This is a genomic window from Brevibacterium sp. Lmc1, from assembly GCF_057654315.1.
On sequence record NZ_CM172803.1, the window covers coordinates 3,215,136 to 3,238,852 of the forward strand.

The 23,717-nt window shown below is 60.1% G+C and carries 17 protein-coding genes; 6 read left to right on the forward strand and 11 right to left on the reverse strand.

Going from position 1 to position 23,717, the window contains the following annotated elements:
* Window positions 1-7: 7 nt before the first annotated feature.
* Complete coding sequence (locus AC239G_RS14375) at window positions 8-238, forward strand: hypothetical protein (RefSeq protein WP_376905737.1); 231 nt, start codon at window positions 8-10, stop codon at window positions 236-238.
* A gap of 93 nt (window positions 239-331) precedes the next feature.
* Here the strand turns inward: AC239G_RS14375 and AC239G_RS14380 are convergent, their stop codons facing one another.
* From AC239G_RS14380 to AC239G_RS14400, 5 genes are read right to left on the reverse strand one after another with little or no spacing between them, the layout of a single operon-like run.
* Window positions 332-2,104: an ABC transporter ATP-binding protein gene (locus AC239G_RS14380; RefSeq protein ID WP_487489135.1), complete on the reverse strand. Its 1,773-nt coding sequence runs from the start codon at window positions 2,102-2,104 to the stop codon at window positions 332-334.
* Window positions 2,104-3,021, reverse strand: coding sequence for an ABC transporter permease (locus AC239G_RS14385; RefSeq protein ID WP_487489136.1), 918 nt, complete (start codon window positions 3,019-3,021; stop codon window positions 2,104-2,106). Before AC239G_RS14385 ends, AC239G_RS14380 begins: the two co-directional genes overlap by 1 nt.
* Window positions 3,018-3,971 (reverse strand): ABC transporter permease, encoded by a 954-nt coding sequence (locus AC239G_RS14390; protein ID WP_376905742.1) that lies wholly within the window; start codon window positions 3,969-3,971, stop codon window positions 3,018-3,020. Before AC239G_RS14390 ends, AC239G_RS14385 begins: the two co-directional genes overlap by 4 nt.
* Before the next feature lies 1 nt (window position 3,972).
* Window positions 3,973-5,520, reverse strand: a complete 1,548-nt coding sequence (locus AC239G_RS14395; RefSeq protein ID WP_487489137.1) for an ABC transporter substrate-binding protein — start codon at window positions 5,518-5,520, stop codon at window positions 3,973-3,975.
* A gap of 11 nt (window positions 5,521-5,531) precedes the next feature.
* Window positions 5,532-6,554, reverse strand: a complete 1,023-nt coding sequence (locus tag AC239G_RS14400; protein ID WP_487489138.1) for a TetR family transcriptional regulator C-terminal domain-containing protein — start codon at window positions 6,552-6,554, stop codon at window positions 5,532-5,534.
* Window positions 6,555-7,339: 785 nt separating this feature from the next.
* On the opposite strand from AC239G_RS14400, the gene AC239G_RS14405 reads away from it, so the two are divergent.
* Window positions 7,340-8,473 (forward strand): Stealth CR1 domain-containing protein, encoded by a 1,134-nt coding sequence (locus tag AC239G_RS14405; RefSeq protein ID WP_487489139.1) that lies wholly within the window; start codon window positions 7,340-7,342, stop codon window positions 8,471-8,473.
* A 30-nt stretch (window positions 8,474-8,503) separates the two neighbouring features.
* Here the strand turns inward: AC239G_RS14405 and AC239G_RS14410 are convergent, their stop codons facing one another.
* On the reverse strand, window positions 8,504-9,970 hold the full coding sequence (locus AC239G_RS14410) for a polysaccharide pyruvyl transferase family protein (RefSeq protein ID WP_487489140.1): 1,467 nt from the start codon (window positions 9,968-9,970) through the stop codon (window positions 8,504-8,506).
* Between the two features lie 342 nt (window positions 9,971-10,312).
* Between AC239G_RS14410 and AC239G_RS14415 the strand changes: the two genes are divergently transcribed.
* The 4 genes from AC239G_RS14415 to AC239G_RS14430 all read left to right on the forward strand — a co-directional run bounded on the left by AC239G_RS14415 (window position 10,313) and on the right by AC239G_RS14430 (window position 16,961).
* Window positions 10,313-13,600, forward strand: coding sequence for a CDP-glycerol glycerophosphotransferase family protein (locus AC239G_RS14415; protein ID WP_487489141.1), 3,288 nt, complete (start codon window positions 10,313-10,315; stop codon window positions 13,598-13,600).
* Between the two features lie 38 nt (window positions 13,601-13,638).
* A complete protein-coding gene (locus AC239G_RS14420) occupies window positions 13,639-15,450 on the forward strand; it encodes a glycosyltransferase (RefSeq protein WP_487489142.1) in 1,812 nt (603 codons plus the stop codon).
* Window positions 15,451-15,622: 172 nt separating this feature from the next.
* Complete coding sequence (locus tag AC239G_RS14425) at window positions 15,623-16,603, forward strand: hypothetical protein (protein WP_487489143.1); 981 nt, start codon at window positions 15,623-15,625, stop codon at window positions 16,601-16,603.
* Window positions 16,557-16,961, forward strand: a complete 405-nt coding sequence (locus tag AC239G_RS14430) for a hypothetical protein (protein ID WP_487489144.1) — start codon at window positions 16,557-16,559, stop codon at window positions 16,959-16,961. Before AC239G_RS14425 ends, AC239G_RS14430 begins: the two co-directional genes overlap by 47 nt.
* Window positions 16,962-17,175: 214 nt before the next feature.
* On the opposite strand, the gene AC239G_RS14435 is transcribed toward AC239G_RS14430, so the two are convergent.
* The 5 genes from AC239G_RS14435 to AC239G_RS14455 form a co-directional block, all read right to left on the reverse strand.
* Window positions 17,176-18,537 (reverse strand): polysaccharide pyruvyl transferase family protein, encoded by a 1,362-nt coding sequence (locus tag AC239G_RS14435; RefSeq protein WP_487489145.1) that lies wholly within the window; start codon window positions 18,535-18,537, stop codon window positions 17,176-17,178.
* Window positions 18,538-18,570: 33 nt separating this feature from the next.
* The gene (locus AC239G_RS14440) at window positions 18,571-19,983 is read right to left on the reverse strand and encodes a polysaccharide pyruvyl transferase family protein (RefSeq protein ID WP_487489146.1); all 1,413 of its coding nucleotides are present in this window, start codon (window positions 19,981-19,983) and stop codon (window positions 18,571-18,573) included.
* Between the two features lie 96 nt (window positions 19,984-20,079).
* The gene (locus tag AC239G_RS14445; protein ID WP_487489147.1) at window positions 20,080-21,192 is read right to left on the reverse strand and encodes an NAD-dependent epimerase/dehydratase family protein; all 1,113 of its coding nucleotides are present in this window, start codon (window positions 21,190-21,192) and stop codon (window positions 20,080-20,082) included.
* Window positions 21,182-21,904: an IspD/TarI family cytidylyltransferase gene (locus AC239G_RS14450; RefSeq protein WP_487489148.1), complete on the reverse strand. Its 723-nt coding sequence runs from the start codon at window positions 21,902-21,904 to the stop codon at window positions 21,182-21,184. Before AC239G_RS14450 ends, AC239G_RS14445 begins: the two co-directional genes overlap by 11 nt.
* Window positions 21,886-23,664 (reverse strand): CDP-glycerol glycerophosphotransferase family protein, encoded by a 1,779-nt coding sequence (locus AC239G_RS14455; protein ID WP_229664207.1) that lies wholly within the window; start codon window positions 23,662-23,664, stop codon window positions 21,886-21,888. Before AC239G_RS14455 ends, AC239G_RS14450 begins: the two co-directional genes overlap by 19 nt.
* Window positions 23,665-23,717 lie beyond the last annotated feature (53 nt).

The window sequence follows — 23,717 nt, forward strand, 5'->3', positions numbered from 1 at the left end:
GATCAGAATGTCAACCGACGACAACAGCACCGAAGGCAACACATCAGACAGCATGCGCAAGGCTGCGGAGAACCTCGATCACGAGGCCGGAGGTGCACCGTCATCCGAGTATCTCGACAAGGTCGACCCCGACGACTTCGGCCGGAAGGACGAATCCACCGAGGATCAGAACCGAAACGAGGATGCGCCCTCCGAGGATGACGCATCAACGATCGACTCGCCCTCAACGGATCGCTGACGACCTCAGAGCATCGTCGGCTCACAACACAGTTTGGGGCGGATAGCACCTGTTTGAACAGGTGCTATCCGCCCCAAACTGTGCCACAAGCCCTCAAAACTTCGGCACGTCGGCGATCAGCGCCCGTGTGTACTCGTGCGACGGATCCTCAAGCACCTGCGCGGTCGGTCCGTAGTCGACGATCTTGCCCTTGTTGAGCACCGCGAGGTTGTCGGCGATATGCCGCGACAGCGCGATGTTGTGCGTGACGAAGAGCATTGCCAGCTGACGCTCTTCCCGCAGGGTCCGCAGCAGGGCGACGATCGACGCCTGCACGCTGACGTCGAGCGCCGAGGTGATCTCGTCACAGACCATCACCGACGGCGCGTTGACCAGCGCTCGGGCGATCGCGGCCCTCTGCCGCTCACCGCCGGAGAGGTCACCGGGACGCCGGTGATAGAACGATCGTCCTAGCCGCACCGAATCGAGTGCTTCCTCGACAGCGGCCTTCCTGCTCGCGGCCGTGCCCTGACCGCTCATCTCCAAGGGCACCGTCAGCGACTGGCCGATTGACCGGCGCGGGTTGAGTGAGGAGAAGGGCGACTGGAACACGTACTGGATGCCCACGCGCTGTTGGTTCGTGCGTTTGCGCGTCGACCGTGCCAGCTCCGTTCCCCGCAGCTTCACTGAGCCCGAATAGTCGTCGTTGAGCCCGGCCACGCACTGTGACAGTGTCGTCTTGCCCGATCCGGATTCGCCGAGCAGCATCGTGCACTCCCCCGGCTCCAGGGTCAGGTTGATCCCGTCGAGGATCTGCGCCTTCCCGTAGGCGAGCGCCACATCCTTGACCTCGAGTAGAGGTGCATTCGTGGCCCCGCTGTCCCGGTCCTTCGCCGAGGCGGCCACCCCGTCAGCAACGGACCGATCCGATTCCGAATCGCCGTGCTTCTCCCCTGTCGAGACGAGGATGTGCTTCTTCTCGTCGGCCTCGGTGACGGCCTTTGCTTCCGCGGCCCCGTCGCCGATGGTCTTGCGTCCGGCGAGGTCGGGCACTGCGGCCATGAGCATCTTCGTGTAGTCGTGCTGCGGACGTTCGAGCACCGCCGAGACCGGTCCCTCTTCGACGAGGTCGCCGCGCAGCATCACGGCCACTCGGTCGGAGATGTCCTTGATCACCGCGAGGTCGTGGGTGATGTAGAGACCGGCGACGTTGTTCGCCACCGTCATCTGCCGGATCGTGTCGAGCACGACCGACTGCGTGGACACGTCCAGACCCGTCGTCGGTTCGTCGAGAATGAGCACGTCAGGATACATGGCGAAGGCCATGGCGATGCCGATGCGCTGCTGCTGACCGCCGGAGAGCTGATGGGGCCAGCGTCGCTGATAGGCACGATCCCCGGGCAAGCCGACGTCAACGAGCACCTCTGCAACGCGATCAGTTCGCTCCTTCTCCGAAGCTCCGAATCCGTGGATGTCGAGGACTTCCCGGATCTGCTCACCCACACGCATTGCCGGGTTGAGCGAGAGCGCGGGATCCTGAGGGATGTACGCGATGCGGGATCCGCGCAGATCTCGCAGAGCCACCTCGTCGAGGTCGCCGACCTCAAGGTGGGTGGCGTCACCGCGCGGCCAGATGCTCACGGACCCGGACCCGAATTTCAGGCCCTCCCGGAAGTGTCCCATGCAGGCCAGGCCGGCCGTGGTCTTACCGGAACCGGACTCGCCGACGAGTCCGAGGATCTCTCCTCGGGACAGGGCGAAGTCGACTCCGTGAAGGATCTCGTCCCCGGCATTGGTCAGGACGCGCAGGTCGCTGACGCGCAGGACGATCTTCTCGTTCGGCTCGTTCGCATCATCGTGGCGAACGGTCTCTGTCTTCGGGCTCATCATGCCTCCACGGATGTTGATGCGGTGGCTCGGGCGAAGGAGTCCGCGAGCAGGTTGGTGCCGATGGTCAGCAGCGCGATCGCAACGACCGGCAGCAGCACACCCCAGGGTTGGATGGACAGGGCGATGCGGTTCTCGTTGATCATCAGGCCCCAGTCGGCCGCGGGCGGCTGCAGACCGAGTCCGAGGAACGACAGCGACGCGATGTAGCCGATCGAGTAGGTCAGACGCAGTCCTGCCTCCACGCTCAGCGGTCCGGTGATGTTGGGCAGCAGCTCACGGATGAGCACTTTCCACCTGGGCATCGCGTACATCTCGGCCGCCTTGATGTAGTCCTCGGTGATGACGCCCAGCGTCGCGGACCTCGCGACACGGGCGATGCGCGGGGCGTGGGTGAGGCCGATGACGGTGACGAGCACCCATCCTTGCGGTCCCAACACTGTGATTGCCAGGAGGGCGAACACGAGCTGCGGGATGGCGAGGAAGACGTCGTTGATACGCATGATCACAGCGTCGAAGGTCCCGCCGATGTAGGCGGCGAGCATGCCGACGAGGGCACCGACGATCATGCCGAGCGCCGTGGCGAGCACACCGTAGACGATGAGCGTCACACCGCCGGCGAGGAATCGGGAGAGCACATCGCGGCCGAGGTTGTCCGAACCGAACAGGCCGTAAGGGCTGAACGGCTTCGTGACGAACTGGGTGGCGGTGTTGCCTGTGGCCCAGGGCAGCAGCAGCGGTCCGCACAGGGCAAGCACGACGATGACGACGGTGATCGTCAGACCGATCTTGCCCTGTTTCTGAGCGAGCACCCGCTTGTAGAAGGGAACGTAGGTGGTGGCGGATTCCTTGGGCACCTCAGCGGCATCGGTGGCCGCGGACTTGAGGTCATCAAGACTGTTGGCGTCGGTGCTCATGCTGCGCTCCTGAGTTTCGGGTTGGTGAGGATGCCGACGACGTCGGCCGCCAGGTTCACCACGACATAGACGGCGGCGACGAGCATGGAGATCGCCTGAACGACCTGCACGTCACGGTAGGTCACCGCATCGATGAGTGCTTGGCCGAGTCCCGGGTAGCGGAAGAGGAACTCGACGACGACCACACCGCCGGCCAGCCAGGCCAGCTGGATCGCGACGACCTGAGCGACCGGTCCGAGGGCGTGGGGCACGGCGTGACGCATGATCACGCGCTTCTCCGGGACACCTTTGAGACGCGCCATCTCGACGAATCCGGAGTCGAGAACTTCGATCATCGTCGCTCGCATCATCCGCACGATGTAGGGAGTGACGACGAGGATGAGCGTCAGGGTCGGCAGGATCAGCTGTTCCGGACGGTTCCACACGGGTTCTCCCGGCGGGGCGAGGGTCACGGCCGGCAGGATCTGGAACACCGAGGTGGCGAAGATCGCGATGAGGCCGATGCCGATGACGAACTCGGGCATGGCCGCCAGCACGAGGCTGATTCCGGTCATCGCCTGGTCGCGGCGCTTTCCGCGGTGCAGAGCCTGATAGACGCCGAGTCCGATGCCCAAGGGCACGGAGATGACTGCGGCCAGTCCCATGAGGATGAAGGAGGCCCCGATCCGATCGGCGAGGAGCGCACCGACCGATCCGCCCGTCGCCGAGGAGGTTCCGAAGTCTCCGACGAAGAGTCCTCCCAGCCAGGTGAAGTACCGCTGCCAGGCGGGTTGGTCGAGTCCCAGCTGTTCGTTCAGGGCCGCGATGCGCTCCGGTGTGGCCTGTTGGCCGAGGATCGCACGGGCGGCATCGCCGGGCAGAAGCAGGGTGGCGCCGAAGACGAGCAGGGAGACGGCGATGAGGATGAACGCGGAGAAGAGCAGCCGCTTACCGATGACTTTTCCGAACATGTCAGACCTCTCCGATCCATACGCGGTCGAATCTCCAACCGCTCAGGGGTCGTCCAGTGGAGTTCGGGACGAGCCCTCCGACGTACTTCTGGAAGGCGTCGACCTGGTTGGCGAAGCCCCAGACGATGTAGCCGCCTTCGTCGTAGAGCATCTTCTGCAGCTCGTGTTCCAGGTCCCGGCGTTTCTCTGCCTCCGGGATGGCGCGGGCCTTGTCGAAGACCTTGTTGAACTTCGGTTCGTCCCAGTGGGTTTCGTTGAAGGGTGATTCGGACAGGGCGCAGGAGATGACCTGCGGCATGAAGTCACGGGTGTACCAGAAGTCCTGGGCGAAGTCCCATTGGAGGTAGCCGTCGCCGAAGAACGTGGTGGCGTCGACTTTGCGGATCTTGACCCGGATCCCGGCGTCGGCGGCCTGCTGGGCGAAGACCTGGGCGGCCTCGACGGCTCCGGATTGGATGGGGGCGGTGACGAGCTCGACGTCGAGTCCGTCGGGGTAGCCCGCCTCGGCGAGGAGTTTCTTCGCTTTGTCCAGGTCCTGTTTGCGTTGCGGGAACTCCGGATAGTTCTCGCTCAGCGGGCCGAACATATCGTTGCCCAGGGTGCCGTAGCCGGAGAGCACTTGTTCGATCATCTGTTCCCGGTCGACGACGAGCCGGAAGGCTTGCCGGACCTTGACGTCGTCGAAGGGCTTCTTGTCCACGCGCATGGTGAAGGGCAGCCACATGCCGGTCTTCGAGTTGAGGATGGACATGCGTTCGTCGGCGTCGATGACTTCGACGAGGGCGAGCGGAATGCCGGCGATTGCGTCGACCTGGGTGGACAGGAGGGCGTTGATGAGGGCGTCGTCGTCGTTGAAGTTCAGTACCTCCACCTCGTCGAGGTACATCTTGTCGTAGTCGAAGTAGTGCTCGTTGGGCACGAGCACCGTCGACTGGGCGGCGGTGAAGGATTTGAGTTTGAACGGCCCCGAGCACACAGGGTTCTTCGGATCGTAGCCGACTGGGACGATGGCCGCGGTGTATTCGGCGACGGCGTCCTTGAACAGGCCGTTGGGTTCGTTGAGCCGGAATTCGACGGTGCGGTCGTCCTTGGCGACGACCTTCTCCAGCATGGAGAAGTTCGCGGCCGCGGTCTTCGGATCGTCGGGGTCGTTGATCCGCTCGAACGTGAAGACGACGTCTTCGGAGGTGATCGGCTTGCCGTCGGAGAACTTGATGCCCTCCTTGAGCGTGCACGTCCACACGGTGGAGTCGGAATTGGCTTTGATGGATTCGGCCAGCAGCGGCACGACCTGGGAGTCGTCATCCCAACCGTAGAGGGCGTTGTAGAGGTTGACGGCGCGGCAGACGTCGCCGTTGTTGACGGGGATATGGGCGTCGACGGTGTCCGCGGAGTTGCCGCCGGTGACGCCGACACGCAGAGATCCGCCTTTGACAGGTTCGCCGGCGTCGGCGGCGCCGACGGCCCCTCCGCCGCAGGCACTCAAGCCTGCGACGCCGGCCACGGCAAGGCCCGCGCCCAGCGCTTGTCTTCGGTTCGGTGTGTTCATGTGTCTTCTTCCTAGGACGTCGGGTCGGGCCGGCTGCCTGAGGCGACCCGGTCTGACTTCGGGTGTCGGGTGTCGTCGGATGGTTCGAGGAGGACGTGAGCGGCGAGGTAGTTCTCGAGCATGAGCAGCGCTTCATCCTCGGCGATAGGCACCTGACCTGTGCTGCGGGCGACGCCGAGTCCGTCGATGAAGATCGCCAGAGATTTGACCATGAGTGCAGTGTCGCCGGTGCGGATCAGTCCCGAGCGTTGACCGCTGTCGACGAGGCTGGCGATCATGCTCATCCATTCGCCGTAGACGGCCGTAAGGTTCTCACGTGCGTTGTCATCTGTGGCGGCGCGGGCCCAGCACTGCAGCCAGATCGACCACACCCGCCGGATCTTGACGTTGACCCCGGCGTGGATGCGGGCAAAGTGCCGGAGCACGGAGATCGGGTCGTCGGCGTTGAGGTGTCGCGCCTCGGCGATGATGTCGAGGGAGTAGCGAAGGGCCGCCTGCAGCAGTTGGTCTTTCGTTCGGAAGTGGTAGTTCACCGCCGAGGCACTCACCCCGGCCGCGTCCGCCACGTCTTCGGTGCGAACCTTGTCGATGCCGAGGTCGGCATAGAGTCTCCAGGCCGCGGCGATGATCTTCAGCCGGTTGCGGGTGCCCTTCGACATCCAGTCCTGCTCAGCAGCAGGTCCGGATGCCGTTTCCCCATCGACATCCTCCATCCGTCCATCAGCTGCGGCATGGCGGGCAGACGATTCGATGAGAGCCGCCGGGATGTCGGTGCCCATGGTTCGCCGAGGCAGCTGTGCCTTCCGGCCGGTCGTCAGCCAATCGGTGGTGACCCCGGTGAGTTCAGCGATGCGAGAGACCTCTTCGACCCGGAACTTCCGCACTCCGGCGAGGGACTTCGAGAGCTTGCTGGCGTCGAGTCCGATCCGTCGGGCGACTTCGCTGTGGTTGACTCCTGCGTCTCTGATGGCGGTTCGGACACGGCTGACCAGGGACGTCTCTGTGCTTTCAGCACCATTGCCTGTCGTGACCACCACTACAGTCTGCACATAAGTTGCGATTTTGGCAAGACTTACTGGGGTATTGGGTAGTTAAACGTGACGATTGGGCGAGCCGACTGGGAAGAATTCGCAGACACTACCCTTGAGGTTCATCAGCAAGTTGATAGCCATTCATCGAGCAGGGACGATAGAGTCACACTCAATGAACCTTGGCGGTATCCCCTTATCACTGCCGCCGATCCCCTGATTCCGGTATAACGCAAGGAGGCGTTACCAGGATGTGGTACTCACCGTCGTCGGTGCGTTCGTTCCTCGCCGACAAGTTGACGCCCGAGCGTAAGGCCTGGTTCTCTCGAACGCGTCATGGTGAACAGCCTTGGCAGAAACCGGCGTCTCTCAGACGTCGAGATTCGACCCCGAACCGATCCGCGACAAAGCCGTCAACATTTGATGCTCGTGACGAACAGATCCAGGCGCTTTCGGCAGTGCGCTCTGCGTTGACCGATGCCGACATCGAATTCGCAGAGCTCCCCCGGCTGAGCCACTTCCGCCCGACTCTGATCGTCGACGCAGAGAACACCGGTGCAATCGTGGCTGCCTTGCTCGGTCTTCCGGATGGGGGAAACGATGTGAGGGACGGAAATGAAACCTGGTCGGTCCGGTTCCGCAATGTCCGAGGCGCGAGGCTGAGCCGACGAACTGCTCGCGAACGCCCAGCCCGGATCGGCAGCGTGACGTGCCTTCGGCGCCTCCGTGCTGTCAACGGCAGGGAACTCACCACCTCTGCGCTGACTGTCACTGTCGAGCTCTGGAAGAGGGTGAACAGCGATACGCCACGGGCCGACGGCGGCAACCACCTGCCGGGGACTCTGGTCCGACGCCAGAATGATCATTCCCTCACCGTCGACTACATCGAACCGACGGTCTGGCATGCTGCCGTCACCAACAACAGTCGGCTCAGACTGCCGGCGCCTCATCTTCGAGTGCTCAGCGAACCGGTCGACGCCGTCTACACCTGGGTCGACGGCTCCGATCCCAAATGGCGCGCGCGGATGCTGGCCGCTCGAGACGACGCTGATCTGAGAACAAACGCGCCGAGCTCCGTCTCCGACTCTCGGTTCACCTCACGCGATGAGCTGCGCTTCTCTCTGCGTTCGCTCGAATACTATGCATCGTGGGTGCGTCGGATCTTCATCGTCACGGACGGGCAGATTCCATCGTGGCTGAACACCGACGATCCGAAGATCACCGTGGTCGACCACCGGGATATCTTCTCCGACCCCAGTGTGCTTCCCGTCTTCAATTCGCACGCCATCGAATCGCAGCTGCATCACATCCCGGGATTGGCCGACCACTACCTCTACCTCAATGACGACTGCTTCTTCCTCCGTCCGACCGACCCGGAACTGTTCTTCACCGCGAATGGCCTGACCCGGCACTTTCCCTCGACAGTGCCAGTCGATATCGGCAGTTGGACTCCCCGGGACCTCCCCATCATCTCGGCGGCGAAGCGAGGGAGGGACTACGTTCTCGAGAAATACGGGCACACGATCACCCATCGGTTCAAACACACCCCTCACCCACAGCTGCGAATGGTCCTCGAGGCGATGGAATCCGAAGAGCCCGATCTGTTCGCCACTGTCGCGGCGTCACCTTTCCGTGCTCCGGAAGATGTCTCCATCCCTTCGTCCCTGCACCACTTCGATGCGTTTGCACGAGGCATGTCCGTGGAAGGACGCATCGGGTATCAGTTCGTCGACCTCGCCGAGGAGGACCTCGAGCTGCGGTTGCTCAGAGTCGCCCGACGTACCGATCTGGATGTCTTCTGCCTCAATGAGACCGACCTACCGGAAGGCTCTGAGGAAAAAGTCGATCGGCTCGTGGCTCACTTCTTCGACGATCGTTTCCCGGTGGCGTCGAGGTTCGAGAATGATCGGGCCTCGGTTTCGTAAGATCGATGAGGTCGCAGACCAGTAGTGGTCTCATCTGGGGCGACGCCGACCGAGCATATTCTTCACCCCGAGTGGAATCCCCAGCAGCTTGTTGAGCCTCCGGTCGGTCCGATTCGCCGTGGCGCGGACTTCTGCCGCCGACGCCTGTGACTTCTTCAATGCGGCTTCGGTCATCGACAACCGTTTCTCAAGGTCACGTACACGCTTCTCGAGATCTGCCGCTCCGCCTGACCCGGTCCCGGACTTCAGTCCTTTCTGAGTCTTCTTCAGGGCAAGGTAGCGCTGCTGCAGCACTGCGGCCATACGGACGAATTCAGGTGGACGATCCTGCCACAGACTCGTCTGCGGTTCGGGGAACTCCACGGCGTCGAGGCGGTGGCCGTAGTCGGCCAGGGCCTCTTCCTGGCCGGGTTCGTAGATGTGCGAGAAACCATTGGCGTGGATGAAGTCAGCCAGTCGGTCGAATCGCTCGGCGTGGCCTCGGTTGAATTCGGAGAAGTCGGCTCTCTCGTAGAGTTCGGCGACCGTCAGCGGTGCTTCTTCCACGGTCAGGTCGATGGCCGGGACACCGTGGTATCTCGACAGTTCGAGCGTCCGACCGTCATGAGCGAGGACGATTCCGGGAGTGCCGGCGAGGATGCCTGCGACGTTTCCGTGGATGCGGGGACCGAATGAGAAGCTCAGCTCACCCATCCTGCGCATCCATTCTGGAGCATCCAGCTGGAACTGGGCTCTCTTCTCCGTGAACTGAGGATGGCTCCGGTCGAGTGGCAGACTTCGATCATGCCCCCGGTAAGGATCAGTGCCCCACAGCATGAATTCGAGCGTGGCGAGATCTTGTGGCATATACGTCGCGTCGAAGTTCGACTCTGCGTCGCGGATGAGCTCGCTGCCGAAGGGATTGTTCGTCTGCAGGTTGTAGGCGATCGGCGAGCCGGGTGTCAGCACGTCAGGTTTGTCCACCCGATGCCCGCGGCCGTTCATAGTCATGGATGGACACCCGACAACAACGACGTCTTTGAAGCCGAGAGATTTGAGATAGTCCGCGGTCAGCTCTCCCCGCACTGTCAGCGCGCTGGACTTCTCCAGCACCGCCTTAGCAAATCGTCTGACCGTCGGTTCGATCTTCTTCAGCGCGGCGGGGTCACCGTCGAGCGGAAGCTGGGCTCCGCCGGAGAGCATCAGGAAAGGGATCGTCAGCTTTTCGATGAAATCGGTGGTGCGAACCAGTTCTGCCTCGAACCCCGGCCGGAAGGCGTTCGCAAGCGGCAGAATGAAACCGTCGTACTCGTCATTGACCTTCGGCGCCATCGCGCCGTTGATCTTGTAGCGATTCGCGTCGACCACGGTGTCTGCTGTCGAGAACAGTTTGTGAGCGGCCATACCGAAGATCAGGTTGCCGTTGTTTCGCCCGATGGTATTGCGATCGAGCGTATCGAAACCGTCGAAGACCTCGAACGGAGTCTTGCCCAGACGCATCAGAAATCGCTTACTCATGTGCACGCCACCATTGGTCGTCGGTTGAGAGCTGCCTTTGCCCCTCGGGGCACACCCTAGTCCCTGCCGATGGTTCGGGCTACCGTGGACGAACCTCAGAGTTCTTCCGTTTCGGTCGCAGGTATTCGGCATAGCCTCCTGCCTGTTGGGACGATGTGGACCTAGACTGGAATTGCGTGGACCACACCCGACAACGATGTTTTGGAGGAATCCACAGTGGAGTTCAGAAACCTCGTCGCCCGATCGGCGATCAGAGTTCTGGGCACAGCCAGACGGACGTTGAAGAAGGCAGCCCGTGCCTCAGCACGAACGTCCGCGACGGGGCCAGCGCATTCTGCCCAAGTGGCCTCGCTCGAACTCGTTCAAGCCCAGAACCTGCTCCACATCGACCTCACATCAGCCTCCCCCGTCGTCCCGAGCGGACTATGGGTGGAACATGAGAACGATCTGCACCGCATCGGCTCGCTGGAGGAATTGGACGCTCTTGCCGCCGATGCGGGTGGCGCTGCGGTACGCACGGCGACCATCGACCTCGATTCCCTCATTGCGAACCTGTCCGACTGGACTTCGCCTCCGCAGCCAGGTGCCGACGGTGATGAGACAGCCGGATTCGTCCTGCGGCTCTACGTCGAATATGCCGACTACGACGTGGACGAGATGCCGAGTTCCGCCGTCGAGACCTCATACGACGGCACGACTGTCGCTTTGGTCCGGCTCGGACGAGCCACAAGCACTCGCACCGAGAACCTCGCCTACCGTCAAGTCGGTGACCACGAGTGCTATCCGCTGGTCAACCGCAATGGTCACATCGCCATCGAGGTGGATCGTCCCCACCGCCCCTTTGCCGACGTTCGGAATGAGGGGCTGACGATCCGTGACGGCAGGCTCGAAATCGAGGGCCGGGTCATCGCACGGGGAACCGAATACTCGGGCGGAAAACTCGTCGTGGTGGGCCGAACCTCGGGATTCCGTGCCACTGTCGACGTCGAACTCGCTCCCAATGACGAGCTGTCGGAACGACGCTTCGGACTCAACTACTACAGGTTCTCCGCAGCTCTCGACTTCAACGACCTCGTCGACGAGATCAGCGACGACAATGCCGACCTGTACCTCGACCTCGACCCGGTCCTCGGCGATGAGCCCAAGCGCGCCCGAATCGGGAAGAGCCGCTACCTGGTCCGCTTCGGCACCACCGGCAGCACAGTGTCCTCCGGCGACAAGAGCGTTTCCATCATTCCGTACTACACGTTCAAGGCGAAGTATCCGTCACTCCACCTCGAGACTTTCAATGCCTCTGCCTTTGACTATATGCAGCGCCTGGTTGCGAGCCGGCGGTCCTGGAATCCTCCGAAGTCGTCTGATCGCAAACCCGTCTGGCTGATCGGCGAACTGCCGTATAAGGCACAGGACAACGGGCTCCAATTCTTCCGATACATGCGGAACGAACATCCCGAAGTCGACGCCTACTACGTCATCGAGCCGGACTCCCCCGAACGGGTCAACCTCGACGGCTACGACAACGTCATCGACTTCCGTTCACATGACCATATCCAGGCGGCGCTTGCCGCTGACAAGATCATCGGGACCCACCACCCCGATTTCCTCTACCCGACGAGAGAGCCTCAATTCGAGAAAGCGCTGCGGGCCGATAAGGTCTTTCTGCAGCACGGAGTCACCGCCGCCAAGTGGATGGTGCCAAACTACGGACGGTACGTTCGTGGATTCGACGTCGATCTCATCACTGTCTGCTCCGAACGTGAGAAGGAATTCTTCGTCAAGGACTTCGGGTATGCGCCTGAGCAGGTGGCGGTGACCGGCTTTGCCCGGTTCGATGCACTGTTGGCAGACGACGTCGACGTCAATCGCGGCCAGCTGATGATCATGCCGACCTGGCGTCCGTGGCTGCAGGACCCAGAGCGTTTCGTCGAGTCCGACTATTTTCAGAGATGGAAGTCTCTGCTCACCAGTGACCGATTGCGAGCACTGATCGAGAAGTACGAACTCACACCGATCTTCTGTCTGCACCCGAACATGCAGCAATTCAGTTCGCACTTCGATGACCTCGGCATCCGCGTCGTCGTCCAAGGCGAGATCGACGTCCAGCTGCTGCTCAAACAGAGCTCGATGCTCGTCACCGACTACTCGAGCGTCGCATTCGACTTCGCGTTCCTCCACAAACCCGTCGTCTACTATCAATTCGACGACCACCGCTTCGCCCAACCGCATGCGGACCCGGTCGCAGAATTCCCCGGACCTGTTGTCGCCGAAGAGACTCGGGTCCTCGACGCGGTCGAGAGGGCATATGAGTCTGGTGGGGCAATGGCTCCGGAGTTCCGCAGGCGCGCTGACAGGTTCTTGACTCACAGAGACACCTCCAGCCGGGAGCGCATCTTCGAAGCGATTCAGAACTCGACGAAGCCTGATATCACCATGTCCGACCGCATCCAAAGTGAGACGGCTCAGTCCGTCTATCGGGTTGCACGGCGGAACAGGTATTACCTGCCGGTGATGAAGAGACTCTACAGGCTGATGCGTCTGGCTCCGCTCGATGAGCAGACGATCGTCTTCGAGACCGGGCAGGGGAAGCAGTACGCCGACAGTCCTCGGGCAATCCACGAGGAACTCATCCGGCAGGGCGACACCCGACGAAAGGTGTGGATCTACCATAAGCGACTTCCCGTGACCGACCAGCACACAACGGTGGTCAAGCGTCACTCCCCCGCCTTCTTCTGGCATCTCGCGACGGCGAAGTACTGGATCAACAACCACAACTTCCCCAACTACATTCACCGCAGGGATCAGGGCGTGTACATCCAGACCTGGCACGGGACGCCGCTGAAGCGGATGTTCCTCGACCAGGACAACTTCTACGGCCGCGATCCCGGGTATGTCGACCGTGTCAAAGAAGCATCGGCACAGTGGAATGCCTTGGTGTCTCCGTCGCCCTACGCCACCAAGGCAATGCGATCGTCCTACGGTTACACAGGCGAGGTCTATGAACTGGGGTACCCGAGAAACGACGTCTTGAGGGGTCCGGACACGGATGAGATCAGGGCCGGCGTCCGCCGACGTCTCTCGATACCCCGAGAGCGCACCGTCGTGCTCTATGCGCCGACCTTTCGCGATGACCAGCCCACAACCCGAGGCCGCTTCGCATTCCAGTGGCCCTTCGATCCGCAGGACTTCGTGGAACGATTCGGCGACGACGTCACCCTCCTCGTTCGCACCCACTTCCTCATCAATACGAAGCTCGAAATACCGGAGGAGCTGAAGGCCCACATCATCGATGTCAGCGGATTCCCCGACATCAATGAGCTCTTCCTGGCCAGCGACATGTTGGTCACCGACTACTCGTCGTCGTTCTTCGACTATTCAGTCCTCGAGCGCCCCATCATCTTCTTTGCCTATGATCTCGAGAACTACCGGGACAATCTGCGCGGTTTCTATCTCGACTACGAAACGGAGCTGCCTGGACCAGTGGCCACAACATCGACAGCGCTGTTCGCCGAAATCGACAGAGCATCCTCGGTGACGGAAGAGGACAGAGAACGACTGCGATCGTTTGCGAAACAGTACGCCCCCAACGATGACGGACACGCGGCAGCGCGAGTCATCGATCGACTTCTGTAGGACCGCGGGCAACGGCTCGGGCACGATGTGGAGGAACGATGTTCTCACGGCGTAAGAAGTACCTGCCCGAGGCGACTGTCTACGGACTCATCGGCGGAATCCCGAAGACTTTCGGCGGCAGAACCGGTGTGTGTCTGCAGAGAGCCGATGCATTCGCAGAACTCGACGGTCGGCACGTCGAGATCCTGACTCTCTCTCCGCGGAACGACGATCCGGAGGCTCTAACCGCCCGGCTGCGTGGCGAGGGAAGGATCGGCAAGAAGGTCACTGTTCGCAGCGTGTGGGCTGACCTGAAGCGAGCCTCGCCACACGACTTGGCGCAGATCGCTTCTCACTCGACGAAGTCGATCACCATCGACACCGCCAAGCTTCCCGACTTCGACGGAACGTCAGAGATCAAAGAACTGGACGATTCAGGAAAAACGCTTCGGTCCGATCGGTTCAGGGAGGACGGGTCCCGGTATTTCAGCTACCGCCTCGGCGGCGAAGACGAGGCGAAGAGCGTCGCAATCTTCGACGCTCGCGGTCGGCCCATCGCCCAATGGACTGAACAGCACGAACTCTATTTCGCGTGGTTCGACTGGCTGATCGGCTCCGAGCAGGCGATCATCATCAACGACGGCCCTCCTCTGGCCCGCTACCTGCACAAGTATCAGCGAGAGAACGTCGTCCTAGTGCAGACCATTCACAGCAAGCATTCCGCTGAACCGACAAAGCGGTCCCAAACCCTCGGGCCGACTTATACGCCGGCGCTGAAGAATGTCGATCGGTTCGACCTCTTCGCCGTACTCACTCAGTCACAGCACTCTGACCTCACCGATCTGAACTACATCATGGACAATGCGGCCGTCCTTCCGAATATGACGGCCGCAACTCCGATGCGTCGCATCAGGTCCCGGCCACCGGGCGCAGGCGTAATGCTGGCCCGAACCACGTTCCTCAAACGCATCGACCATGCGATCACTGCTGTGCACAAGGCAAGGCAGGCCGGCACGGACGCGACGCTCGATATCTACGGAGTAGCGGACGAGGCGCAGGAGTCGCTGGAGACACTCGTCGCGGATTTGGACGCCCATGGCGCCCTTGCGCTCAGAGGGTTCGACCCGCGAGCAAAGCAGAAGTTCGAGAAGGCATCTTTCACTCTGCTCACCAGCGAATACGAGGGCCAGTCATTGGTTCTCCTGGAGAGCATGGCAGCAGGATGCATTCCCATCTCCTACAACATCAAATACGGTCCCGCAGACATCATCACCGACGGTGTCGACGGATTCCTCGTGCCCGATGGTGATATCGATGCCATGGCCCGCCGAATCAATGACCTCCACACCATGGACGAGCAGAGACTCACGCAGATGAGGCTGGCCGCGATCCGGCGCGTCAGTGATTTCTCTCCGGAGAAGATCACCCAACTGTGGGGTGCCGCACTGACGCGTGCAGTATCGAACAAGCAACGACCGGCCGAAGTCGACGGGAACGCACGCCTGTCGAGCGTCAGAGTCGAGGATGGCGAATTGGCTCTGCGGGTGGTGCTCAGCGGCGATGCTGCATCCGGTCCCGAATGGGCTCTGCTGTCGTGGACCGAGAGAAAGGGCGGACGATTCGGTCGGCTGCCTGCCCGACTTGAGCAGGTCGGCGGCGAGACTCAGGTCGTCGCACAGGCCCACGCGGACGACTTCGCCGCAGTCGACCATGGGCACATCGACTTCTGGATCGACCTGAGAGTCGCCGGTCATCCCTGCAGGCTTCGCATCAAGGGTGCCGGCGACGTCGCACCTCAGCCGCTGGGCCATCTGGAGGTGTACTCGACGAGGTTCGGCAGCCTCAGCCTCCGGTTTCCTGCCCTCGGCTAGTTTGCCGATTATCCATCCGGCCCTCGGCCCGCGGGCACCGGACGTTGCACTCTCGTCAGCCTTCGGTCCGCTGCCCCTCGGATAATCCGAAGGAACCTGTTCGAGGCTGCAGCACAACAAGCCACGGGAACCCAAATGAACAATGAGAGGATGAACACTGGGTTAAACTCCCATGGAACTACTGAATAAGTGCGAATCCATCAGCACTGAAATGCAAAGCGAGGTCAGAGTGGTAAGTATCCGATCGGTGGCGGTTCAGGACAATGACGAGGGTGTCTACGTCTCCGCTGAAATCACCATGCCGGCGGCCGAGGGCGAAGCATGGATTCAGCTCCCTGAGTCCACGAAGACCGACGAAGAGGCCGCCGCAGACGCGTTTTTCATCATCGGTTTGATCCTGGCGATCGGCAGCGACGGCGTACTGGAGATGGATCAGCCTGTCTCGAGTCGGCTCATCTACAACTCACAGGCCGCACAGGACATTCTTCGTACCTGGTACCCCAAACAGTTGGTTTCTGCCCGCCTCGAAGTGGCTCCGCGAGCGCAGGACAAGGCTCCACTGCTCGAGAAGACCGTTTCCTGTTTCACCGGCGGAGTCGACTCTTTCGATACTCTCATCCGAAACGAATCCGAGATCGACGCGCTTGTGTACATGCACGGCTTCGACATCCCGCTTTCGCGGACAGATGTCCGTGAGCCGACATCCGCACACCTTCGAAAAGTGGCCGATTTTACGGGCAAACAGCTCATCGAGGGCTCCACGAACATTCGCAGGTTCCTCAATCGCGCAGGCAAATGGCCCACTCTGACTCATGGCGCAGCCTTGTCATCGATCGGACACCTTCTGAGCGGCCAATTCGGGCGGTTGATGATCCCTGCCTCGCACACCTATTCCGACACTTTCGCCTGGGGTTCACATCCCCTCCTCGACCACCTATGGTCGAGCAACCGACTTTCGGTTGTGCATGACGGTGCCGGATCCACACGGGTCGACAAGACCAAACGTGTGGCCAAGTATCCGGCGGCCAAAGAACATCTGCGATGTGTGCTGGCAGAACACCGGAAAATACAATTGCGGAGTCTGCGACAAGTGTGTAAGAACTATGGTGGCACTTTCGCTGAGCGGAGACCTGCCCGAATTCAAAACTTTTGATTCCGAGATTTCTACCGACGCGATCCGCAATCTCAAGATATCAGGGATGAACAGCCTCTCGTTCGTGAAGGAGAATCTCGAGTTCGCCAAGGAACAGGGCGATACCGAAATCGAAGCTGCGTTGAACTATCTCGTTACTGACTTCGAGACTCGAAAGAAGACGAAGAACGCGGCGGCGGCAGTAGCTTCACTGGAGCGGAGAATTGCTCCTCTCGAACGCAAACTGGCTCGCATGGAAACTAGTGTGAAAGCAACCAAGACCCGAGCAATTGCCGCGGAGAAGTCGGCGAAGAAGCTTCAGAAGATGCTCCCGATCCGCACGTGGACAAAGATCTCCAATGCACGGCACGGCAAGTAGACTCGCCGGCCGCGGCTTGAGGACGAAGATTGAGCCACATCAGGCAGTCTAGAGATTCGTTCCAGGTCGACATAGTGAGATGCGTGGTCCGCTTCTCGAACTCATCGTTCGAGAAGCGGACCACGCTTTTCACTTCGAGAATTGCTCGGCTGCGTATCAGGTGGCAGCGCAAAGATGTCGATTCACCTGACCCCAGGTAGACGCCTTTTCGCGGTCACGAGCGGGTGACGCGCTTCTGCACTTTTCTCAACCCACGGACTACGCGCTTCCCAATCGAGTCAGGCGTTTCCGTCTTCGTCGAAGTCTTCGCAACATCCATGCTGATCCGCTGCTGGTAATACTCGTAGGAGCGTCGCAGCTTGCGTCGCATCTTCTCTTGGTACTGCTTCCGAGACGTCCCGGCGTAGGTCGGCATTTTCTCTCTCAATTCAGAGAGCGAATAGGCATCAGCCTCTGAATTCGGGGCAACGATGCCTTTCATGCCAGTGAACAGTGTCCTGTAGACGGACATCAGCGTATCTGGGTCTTTCGCAACGCCTTCGCTCATGGCAACGTCCAGCGCTTCCAGAACCTTTGCGGAATTCCAATCTGAATCCTCGAGCGCTCGTTCGGGGTAGCCCATAGACCGATAGAAGTCTGGCACTTTGAAGTTCCAATTCAGACCTATCGAAGGAATTCCAAGTGCAAATGATGTGATGCTGGCATGCAGACGGTAAGCGATAACTCCGTCGCACTTCTGCAGTTCGGCGATCAGCTCTTCGGGAGCGTTGAGGGTGACAGCTGCCTTCTTATTAGGTACTCCGTGGTACCGAACGAGTGAGTCGAGAAATATCTCGTCGGAGAAGTGGCCCGTGGTAAAGATCCTATAGTCATCTCCGCGGGACTCCAGCTGACTGATGATGTCGAGCCAGAATCGACGCTGATCGGCTTCATTGAAATCGATGCCGTTGTCTTTGAAGATTCCAGCGCGGGTCACCACCAGACCGATGCACCTGCCTGAATCTGTCTGAGAACCTTCAGCGGGCCGAGAATCGACGCCGAATACCGAGTCCGCCAGAACCGCAGGGTCGGAAACGAGCGCGGTGGGAGTCTGGGTCCCCTCCACATATTTTGTCGCTGACTCCAGGTCATCTCGGGTCGTCAGTTGCCGTACTACGGGCAGACGGAGAGCCTGCTTCAGCTGCTGTGATCGTTCGTTGGTCTCCGAATACGGCTCCACACCGATGCTTGAGAAGAGCACCGGAACATCGTATTCAGCCGCAAGCTCCAGGGTTCGAATCGTCCGGAGATAGAAGCTCTGATAGCGATAGTTGAACAGAGGAGCACCCCCGAATACGATCACGTCTGCGCGAGAAATGGCTCGTCTCGCGGGTTCGAGGAGAGACTCGTCTCGGGTGCTCATGTACTTACGGCTGATGATGCTCGCGGCTCGGCTCCGAATCGTCAGCGACTTCGGATCGATTCCAAGGTTGCTCCCGACCGCTCTCAGCAGACTGATCACCGATGCCTCGATGATCTGATCACCGATGTTGTCCGAGTCGCGGTTGGTCAGCAGCAGCACTTCAGTGTTGGACATTGGAACGGACTTTCTATCTTGGAGCGACAGGGTTCAGGCCTTCTGAGCTTTGAGCGCGAGCTTTTGATAGTTCTCGTATGTGCGACGGAACTTGCGGTTGACGCGCTCCCTATAGCCTTTGGGCCCTATCGCGACCTGCCGAGGCAGGCCGTCCCAGAGATCGTCAAACGCAAATGGCTCGGCTCCGGATTCTGGGGCAAGCACACTGCCGATTCCGGAGAAGAGCGTGTCGTACACGGATTTGAGGAATTCGTAGTCCTTCTTAACGCCCTCAGCCATTGCCGCTTCGATCACAGGCACGACTTCGGCCGCCGTCCAGCGTTCCGATTCGATTGCTCTCTCCGGGTACCCGACGGACTCGTAGAAGTACGGCACCTTGAAGTTCCACGACAGGCCGACTGAGGGGATGCCTAGGGCAAAGGAGGTGATACTGGCGTGCAACCTGTAAGCGATGACTCCGTCACAGGCCCTCAGCTCTCGCAATAGTTCATCAGGCGTATTCACCGTCACCGCAGCTCGTGCGATCGGAATGCCCTTGTCCTTGACAAGCGAGTCGAGGAACACCTCGTCAGAGAAGTGGCCGGTGGTGAAGAGCTTATAGTCGTAACCGCGCTCCTCGAGCATCGCCATGGTGTCCAACCAGAACCGGCGTTGATCCGATTCCGAGAACTCGATCCCGTTGTCGGCAAAGATACCGGCGCGGGTGACCACGAGCCCGATCCGCTTCGGTTTTGTTTCCGCGACCGTGGACTCCATCGGTTTCGAGCTGCTCACCGCTGGGGCAGAATCGGCTGCCGACGGCTTTGCAGATGCGACCACACGACGGAGGATCCTCTTGAGCTTGCGTTTTGCTCGCACTGGTATAGACGGCACCGGTTTCGGCGCGGGAGCCGGCTCCGGTTTCTTCCGGTACACGATGTCGGCCAAGACTGCCGGGTCGGCCACATGTGCAACCGGGATATCAGTGCCTTCCACGTACTTTCTCAATGACTCGACGTCGTCTCGAGTGGTGATCTGCCGGACGACGGGGACCGCCAAAGCTTCTTTGAGTGCGATACATTTCTTGTTTGTCGGATCGAACGCCTCGACGCCAATGCTCGAGAAGATGACGGGCACACCGTACTCCTGCGCTAGCTCAAGAGTCCTGATAGTGCGCAGATAGAAATTCTGATACTTGTAGTTGAACAGCGGAGCGCCGCCGAAGATGATCAGATCGGCAGCGGAGATGGCTTCTCGCGCCGGTTTGAGCAACTCTTCATCTCTGGTCTTCATATATCTCTTCGAGATGATGCCTGCAGCGCGACTGGAGATCACAAAATCGTCAGCGGTGAATCCGAGATTCTTCATCACCCCTTTGACAATCGAAATCACCGTGGCTTCGATGATCTGATCTCCGACATTGTCGGAATCACGATTCGTCAACAGCAGGATTCGAGTTGGGCTCATTGTGGTTCAGGTCTCCTCATCACCGGGGCGAACTTCGCCATTATCGAGATTGTGGCATGAAACGCCATCCAAAGTTCGGACCGTGCGTCCGCAAACTCATCTGCGGACGAGGGGTCCATCCTCGAACGATCTGATTGTCCGGGAGACACCTTCGGACAACGACGTCGTGGCAGCCCAGCCGAGCATCTTGAGCCGACGCGAGTCCAAACCGAGTGAAGCCACTGGAGAGTAGGAACGGCCGTCCTCTGGATTGGCGAAGTCCAGTTCGAGATTCATCTCAGGCCGAGCCCCGGCAAAAGTCTCGGCGAGCTCACGGATACTGATATTCCCTGCGGGATCGGCGACGTTGTAGACCTGTTCTTCGCCCAGCAGATGCGCAAAGAACAGCCCCTCCACTGCGTCGGCGACATAGGTATAAGTCCGCGTCGCAGCGCCAGCGCTCATCATCCGGACATTGCGTCCACGGACGACATCTGCCAAGAAGTCCGCCTGTACCCGGCCGTCGTCGAGTGCCATGCCTGGGCCGTAGATGTGCCCGAAGCGCAGGCTGAGGCCCCGAATGCCGAACTCGTCCGCATATGCGGCGAGAGCGGTCTCAGCGATTCGCTTGCCCTCCGAGTAACTGGCCCGGGGAGCGAAATGCTGGAGTGTTCCCTCGTCGTCCTCACCTATGAGTTCGCTGCCCGCGACCGCACCATAGACCTCCGACGAGGAAAGGAGAGAGAATGACTTTCCGCCTGCTTCGACTAGTGCGTCAAGAAGGTTGATCGTACCGAGGGTGTTCGCCTTCAGCGTGGTCACCGGCGATGATTTGTGCAGACTCGGACGAGCCGGAGAGGCACCGTGGAAGACAATTGAGAACTTCCGTTCGAAACGGCGAGTGTCGATGACGTCACCTGCTAGCAATGTGAAGTCAGAACGGTCAGGGGCAGATCCGAAGCGCTTCTCCGCCTTGGCCGGGTTCCGGACCATTCCTGTGACGTGGAGTCCGAGGTCATAAGCATCGTTCGCGGCCAGCAACGAACCCACTATGTACATCGGGATCATGCCAGAGGCCCCGGTGACGAGAATCTCTGCCTTCCGGAACTTCTCCCATGGCAACTCTGCAGCAGCGATTCGGGCGACGTCGTCAGCGAATACAGGTGTATCGAAGAGAACGACGTCGGTGGAGTCTGCGTCGGAAGCGATTGCGCGGTCCTCACTCGCCACCGAAAGCCTCCCTGTCTTCGATGAGGGTGAGGAACGTCCGGCAGACATAGTAATCCGAGGCCGTGGTGATCTTGATGTTCGTCCGCGGACCTTCCACTCGATGAACGTCATAACCGAAGCCGTTCATCAAGGTACAGGTATCGATGGAATCGTTCTCACCTTCGGCGACAGCACGATCGTATCCGGCAAGGACATCCTTGAGCGGGAATGTCTGAGGAGCCTGGGCCGTCCACAGCGGGTCCCGCGGAATGACCTCTTTGACTCCCTCGCCCTCTTCGACGACGACGGTTTCCGTCATCTTGGTGCATGTGACGGCCGAACCGAACTCGCGTGCACTGGCGATGTTCCTCGAGACAAGATCAGCGTCGATGAGCGGACGTACACCATCGTGGATGAGCACGATGCTGTCCGGGTCGTTGTGTTCGGCGACGACCTTGAGAGCGTTATGTCGCGATTCCTGACCGGTCGATCCGCCGTCCACGATCCATTTCACTTTGTCGAGCTCGTACCGCTTGACGAGGCGCTCCAGATGTTCCCGATACTGCGGAAGAATGGCCACGGCAATGGCATCGATCTCGGGATGCTGCTCAAAGATGTCCAGAGTGTGCACGATCACCGGCCGGCCGTGGATCTCCAGAAACTGCTTCGGACGGGAGCTGTGCGCCATTCGAGCTCCGACGCCTCCTGCGAAGACTACTGCGATGTTTGCCATTGGTTCTCTTCGTCCTCTTCCTCGGTCTTGTAGCTGCTCTCGGAGTCGTTGTCCGTCGGCTCGTTCAGCTGGTCCTCTTGGCCGGGAGCACCCGGATCTTCCTCACCGACACGTTCGGTGATCTCTTGCTCTTCGCCTTCGGTGGGCACCTGCGGTTCCGAAGCGGGCTCGCTGAGGATGAGGGAGTCGATCACCCGGTCGGAATTGTGAGTGTCCACATAGTCGAAATTCTCTTTGACGAATTCCTTCGTCTCCTTGTTGCTCAGTTCAGGCGCGCGGATGAGCTCGGCCAGTTCATCGAATGTAGTGGCGATCTGTCCGGGAGCAGCTTCGCGATAGTCTTTGTGCATGCCTCGGGTTGCCGAATACGTGTCGAGGTCGTAGGCGAAGAAGATCATCGGACGCTCAAGCAGCGAGTACTCGTAGATAACAGAGGAATAATCCGTGATGAGTACATCGGAGATCAGCATCAGGTCATTCGTATCGGGATATGCGGCGACGTCGATCAACCGGTCGCTGAACTCCTCCGGAATGGGTGCTGGATCCGGCACGAAATGGTGCTGACGGAACAGAACGACCGTATCCTGACCGCAAGAATTGTAAAGTTCGCGGAAATCGATCTGTTCATAATCGTAGTGAGCATCGCCTGAACCACGGCCCCGGAATGTGGGAGCGAAGAGGATCTTTCGCTTGTCCTTTGCCGCCGGGAAATCAGTCTCGAAGTCGACGAGGACTTCCTCGGCACGCCCCTCGCGCAGGAACCCGTCGATCCTCGGAAGTCCGGTTGCGATGACAGCCTCTCGCTCGATTCCAAACGCTTCGCTGTACACGTCGCGCAGATGCTGGGACCCGCAGATCGCGTAGGAATAGAGACGATGCGCGTTCTTCAGATTCGGCGATCCATATTGCCCGAATCGGCTGTACCCCACTGATTTGAATCCGCTGCCAGCGTGCCAGAGCTGGATGATCTTCTGCTCGTCTCGATTCCCCAGATCTTTGAGGATGGCGAAGTAGTCGTCGATGAGGATCGTGTTGGCTTTGCCCATTTCCCAAGCAAGGGCAAAAGCGCTCTGGCGGCTGCTGGTTCGCCCCGTACGGAACGAATAGCCGAACTTGAATTGAGAGTCGAGACCCCGTTCGAGCATACGATCGTGGACAGCTTTGAGGTTGCCCTGCATATTAGGACGGGCTTCGGACGCGAACAGGATATTGCTTCCGTCAGACGGCCGTTTGTGCGCGGAAATGGCGAACACAGTCCGAAGAGCCTTCCGTTTGGTCTTCGTCCACCTTTTCCGAGCCTTCGACTTCAAACGTGCCATGGTCGAAGACGGCTTCTTTCCGGAACGACCGAATGAGTAGGTTCGCATGAGGAAGTAGGGGGCAGCTTCGTCGTCCGAAATGCCGAACGTCACGGTGTAAGCAGAAAAGTTCTTGTTGTAGACGAAAGCTCGAGACGCGTCGCCGAGCTCTTCGGCTCTCCTCAGCGGATACGAGGCTGGGTGGTTCTCCTCGCCTCGGCGAGCGATGAGGTAGTAGGTTCCGTTGGGAACCTGCGCTCGTCGATTGAACTGCGTGACATTGATGGTCAGCCGATAGCGCCCCTCCCCCATCGGCTCGGACCGGACCGGAAGCTCCACTTCGTAAGGACGCGAGTTCGGTGTAAGAAAGAAGGAGTCAGGCGCTTCGCCGGAAAACCTGACGACAAATGTCAGAATCACTCGTTCCCACGAGATTCTTTCAATAGTCAGATCATCTATCACGAATGCCCCTCACGCGCCCCGGCATTGGACTACCGACGTGCTCCATTTACCAC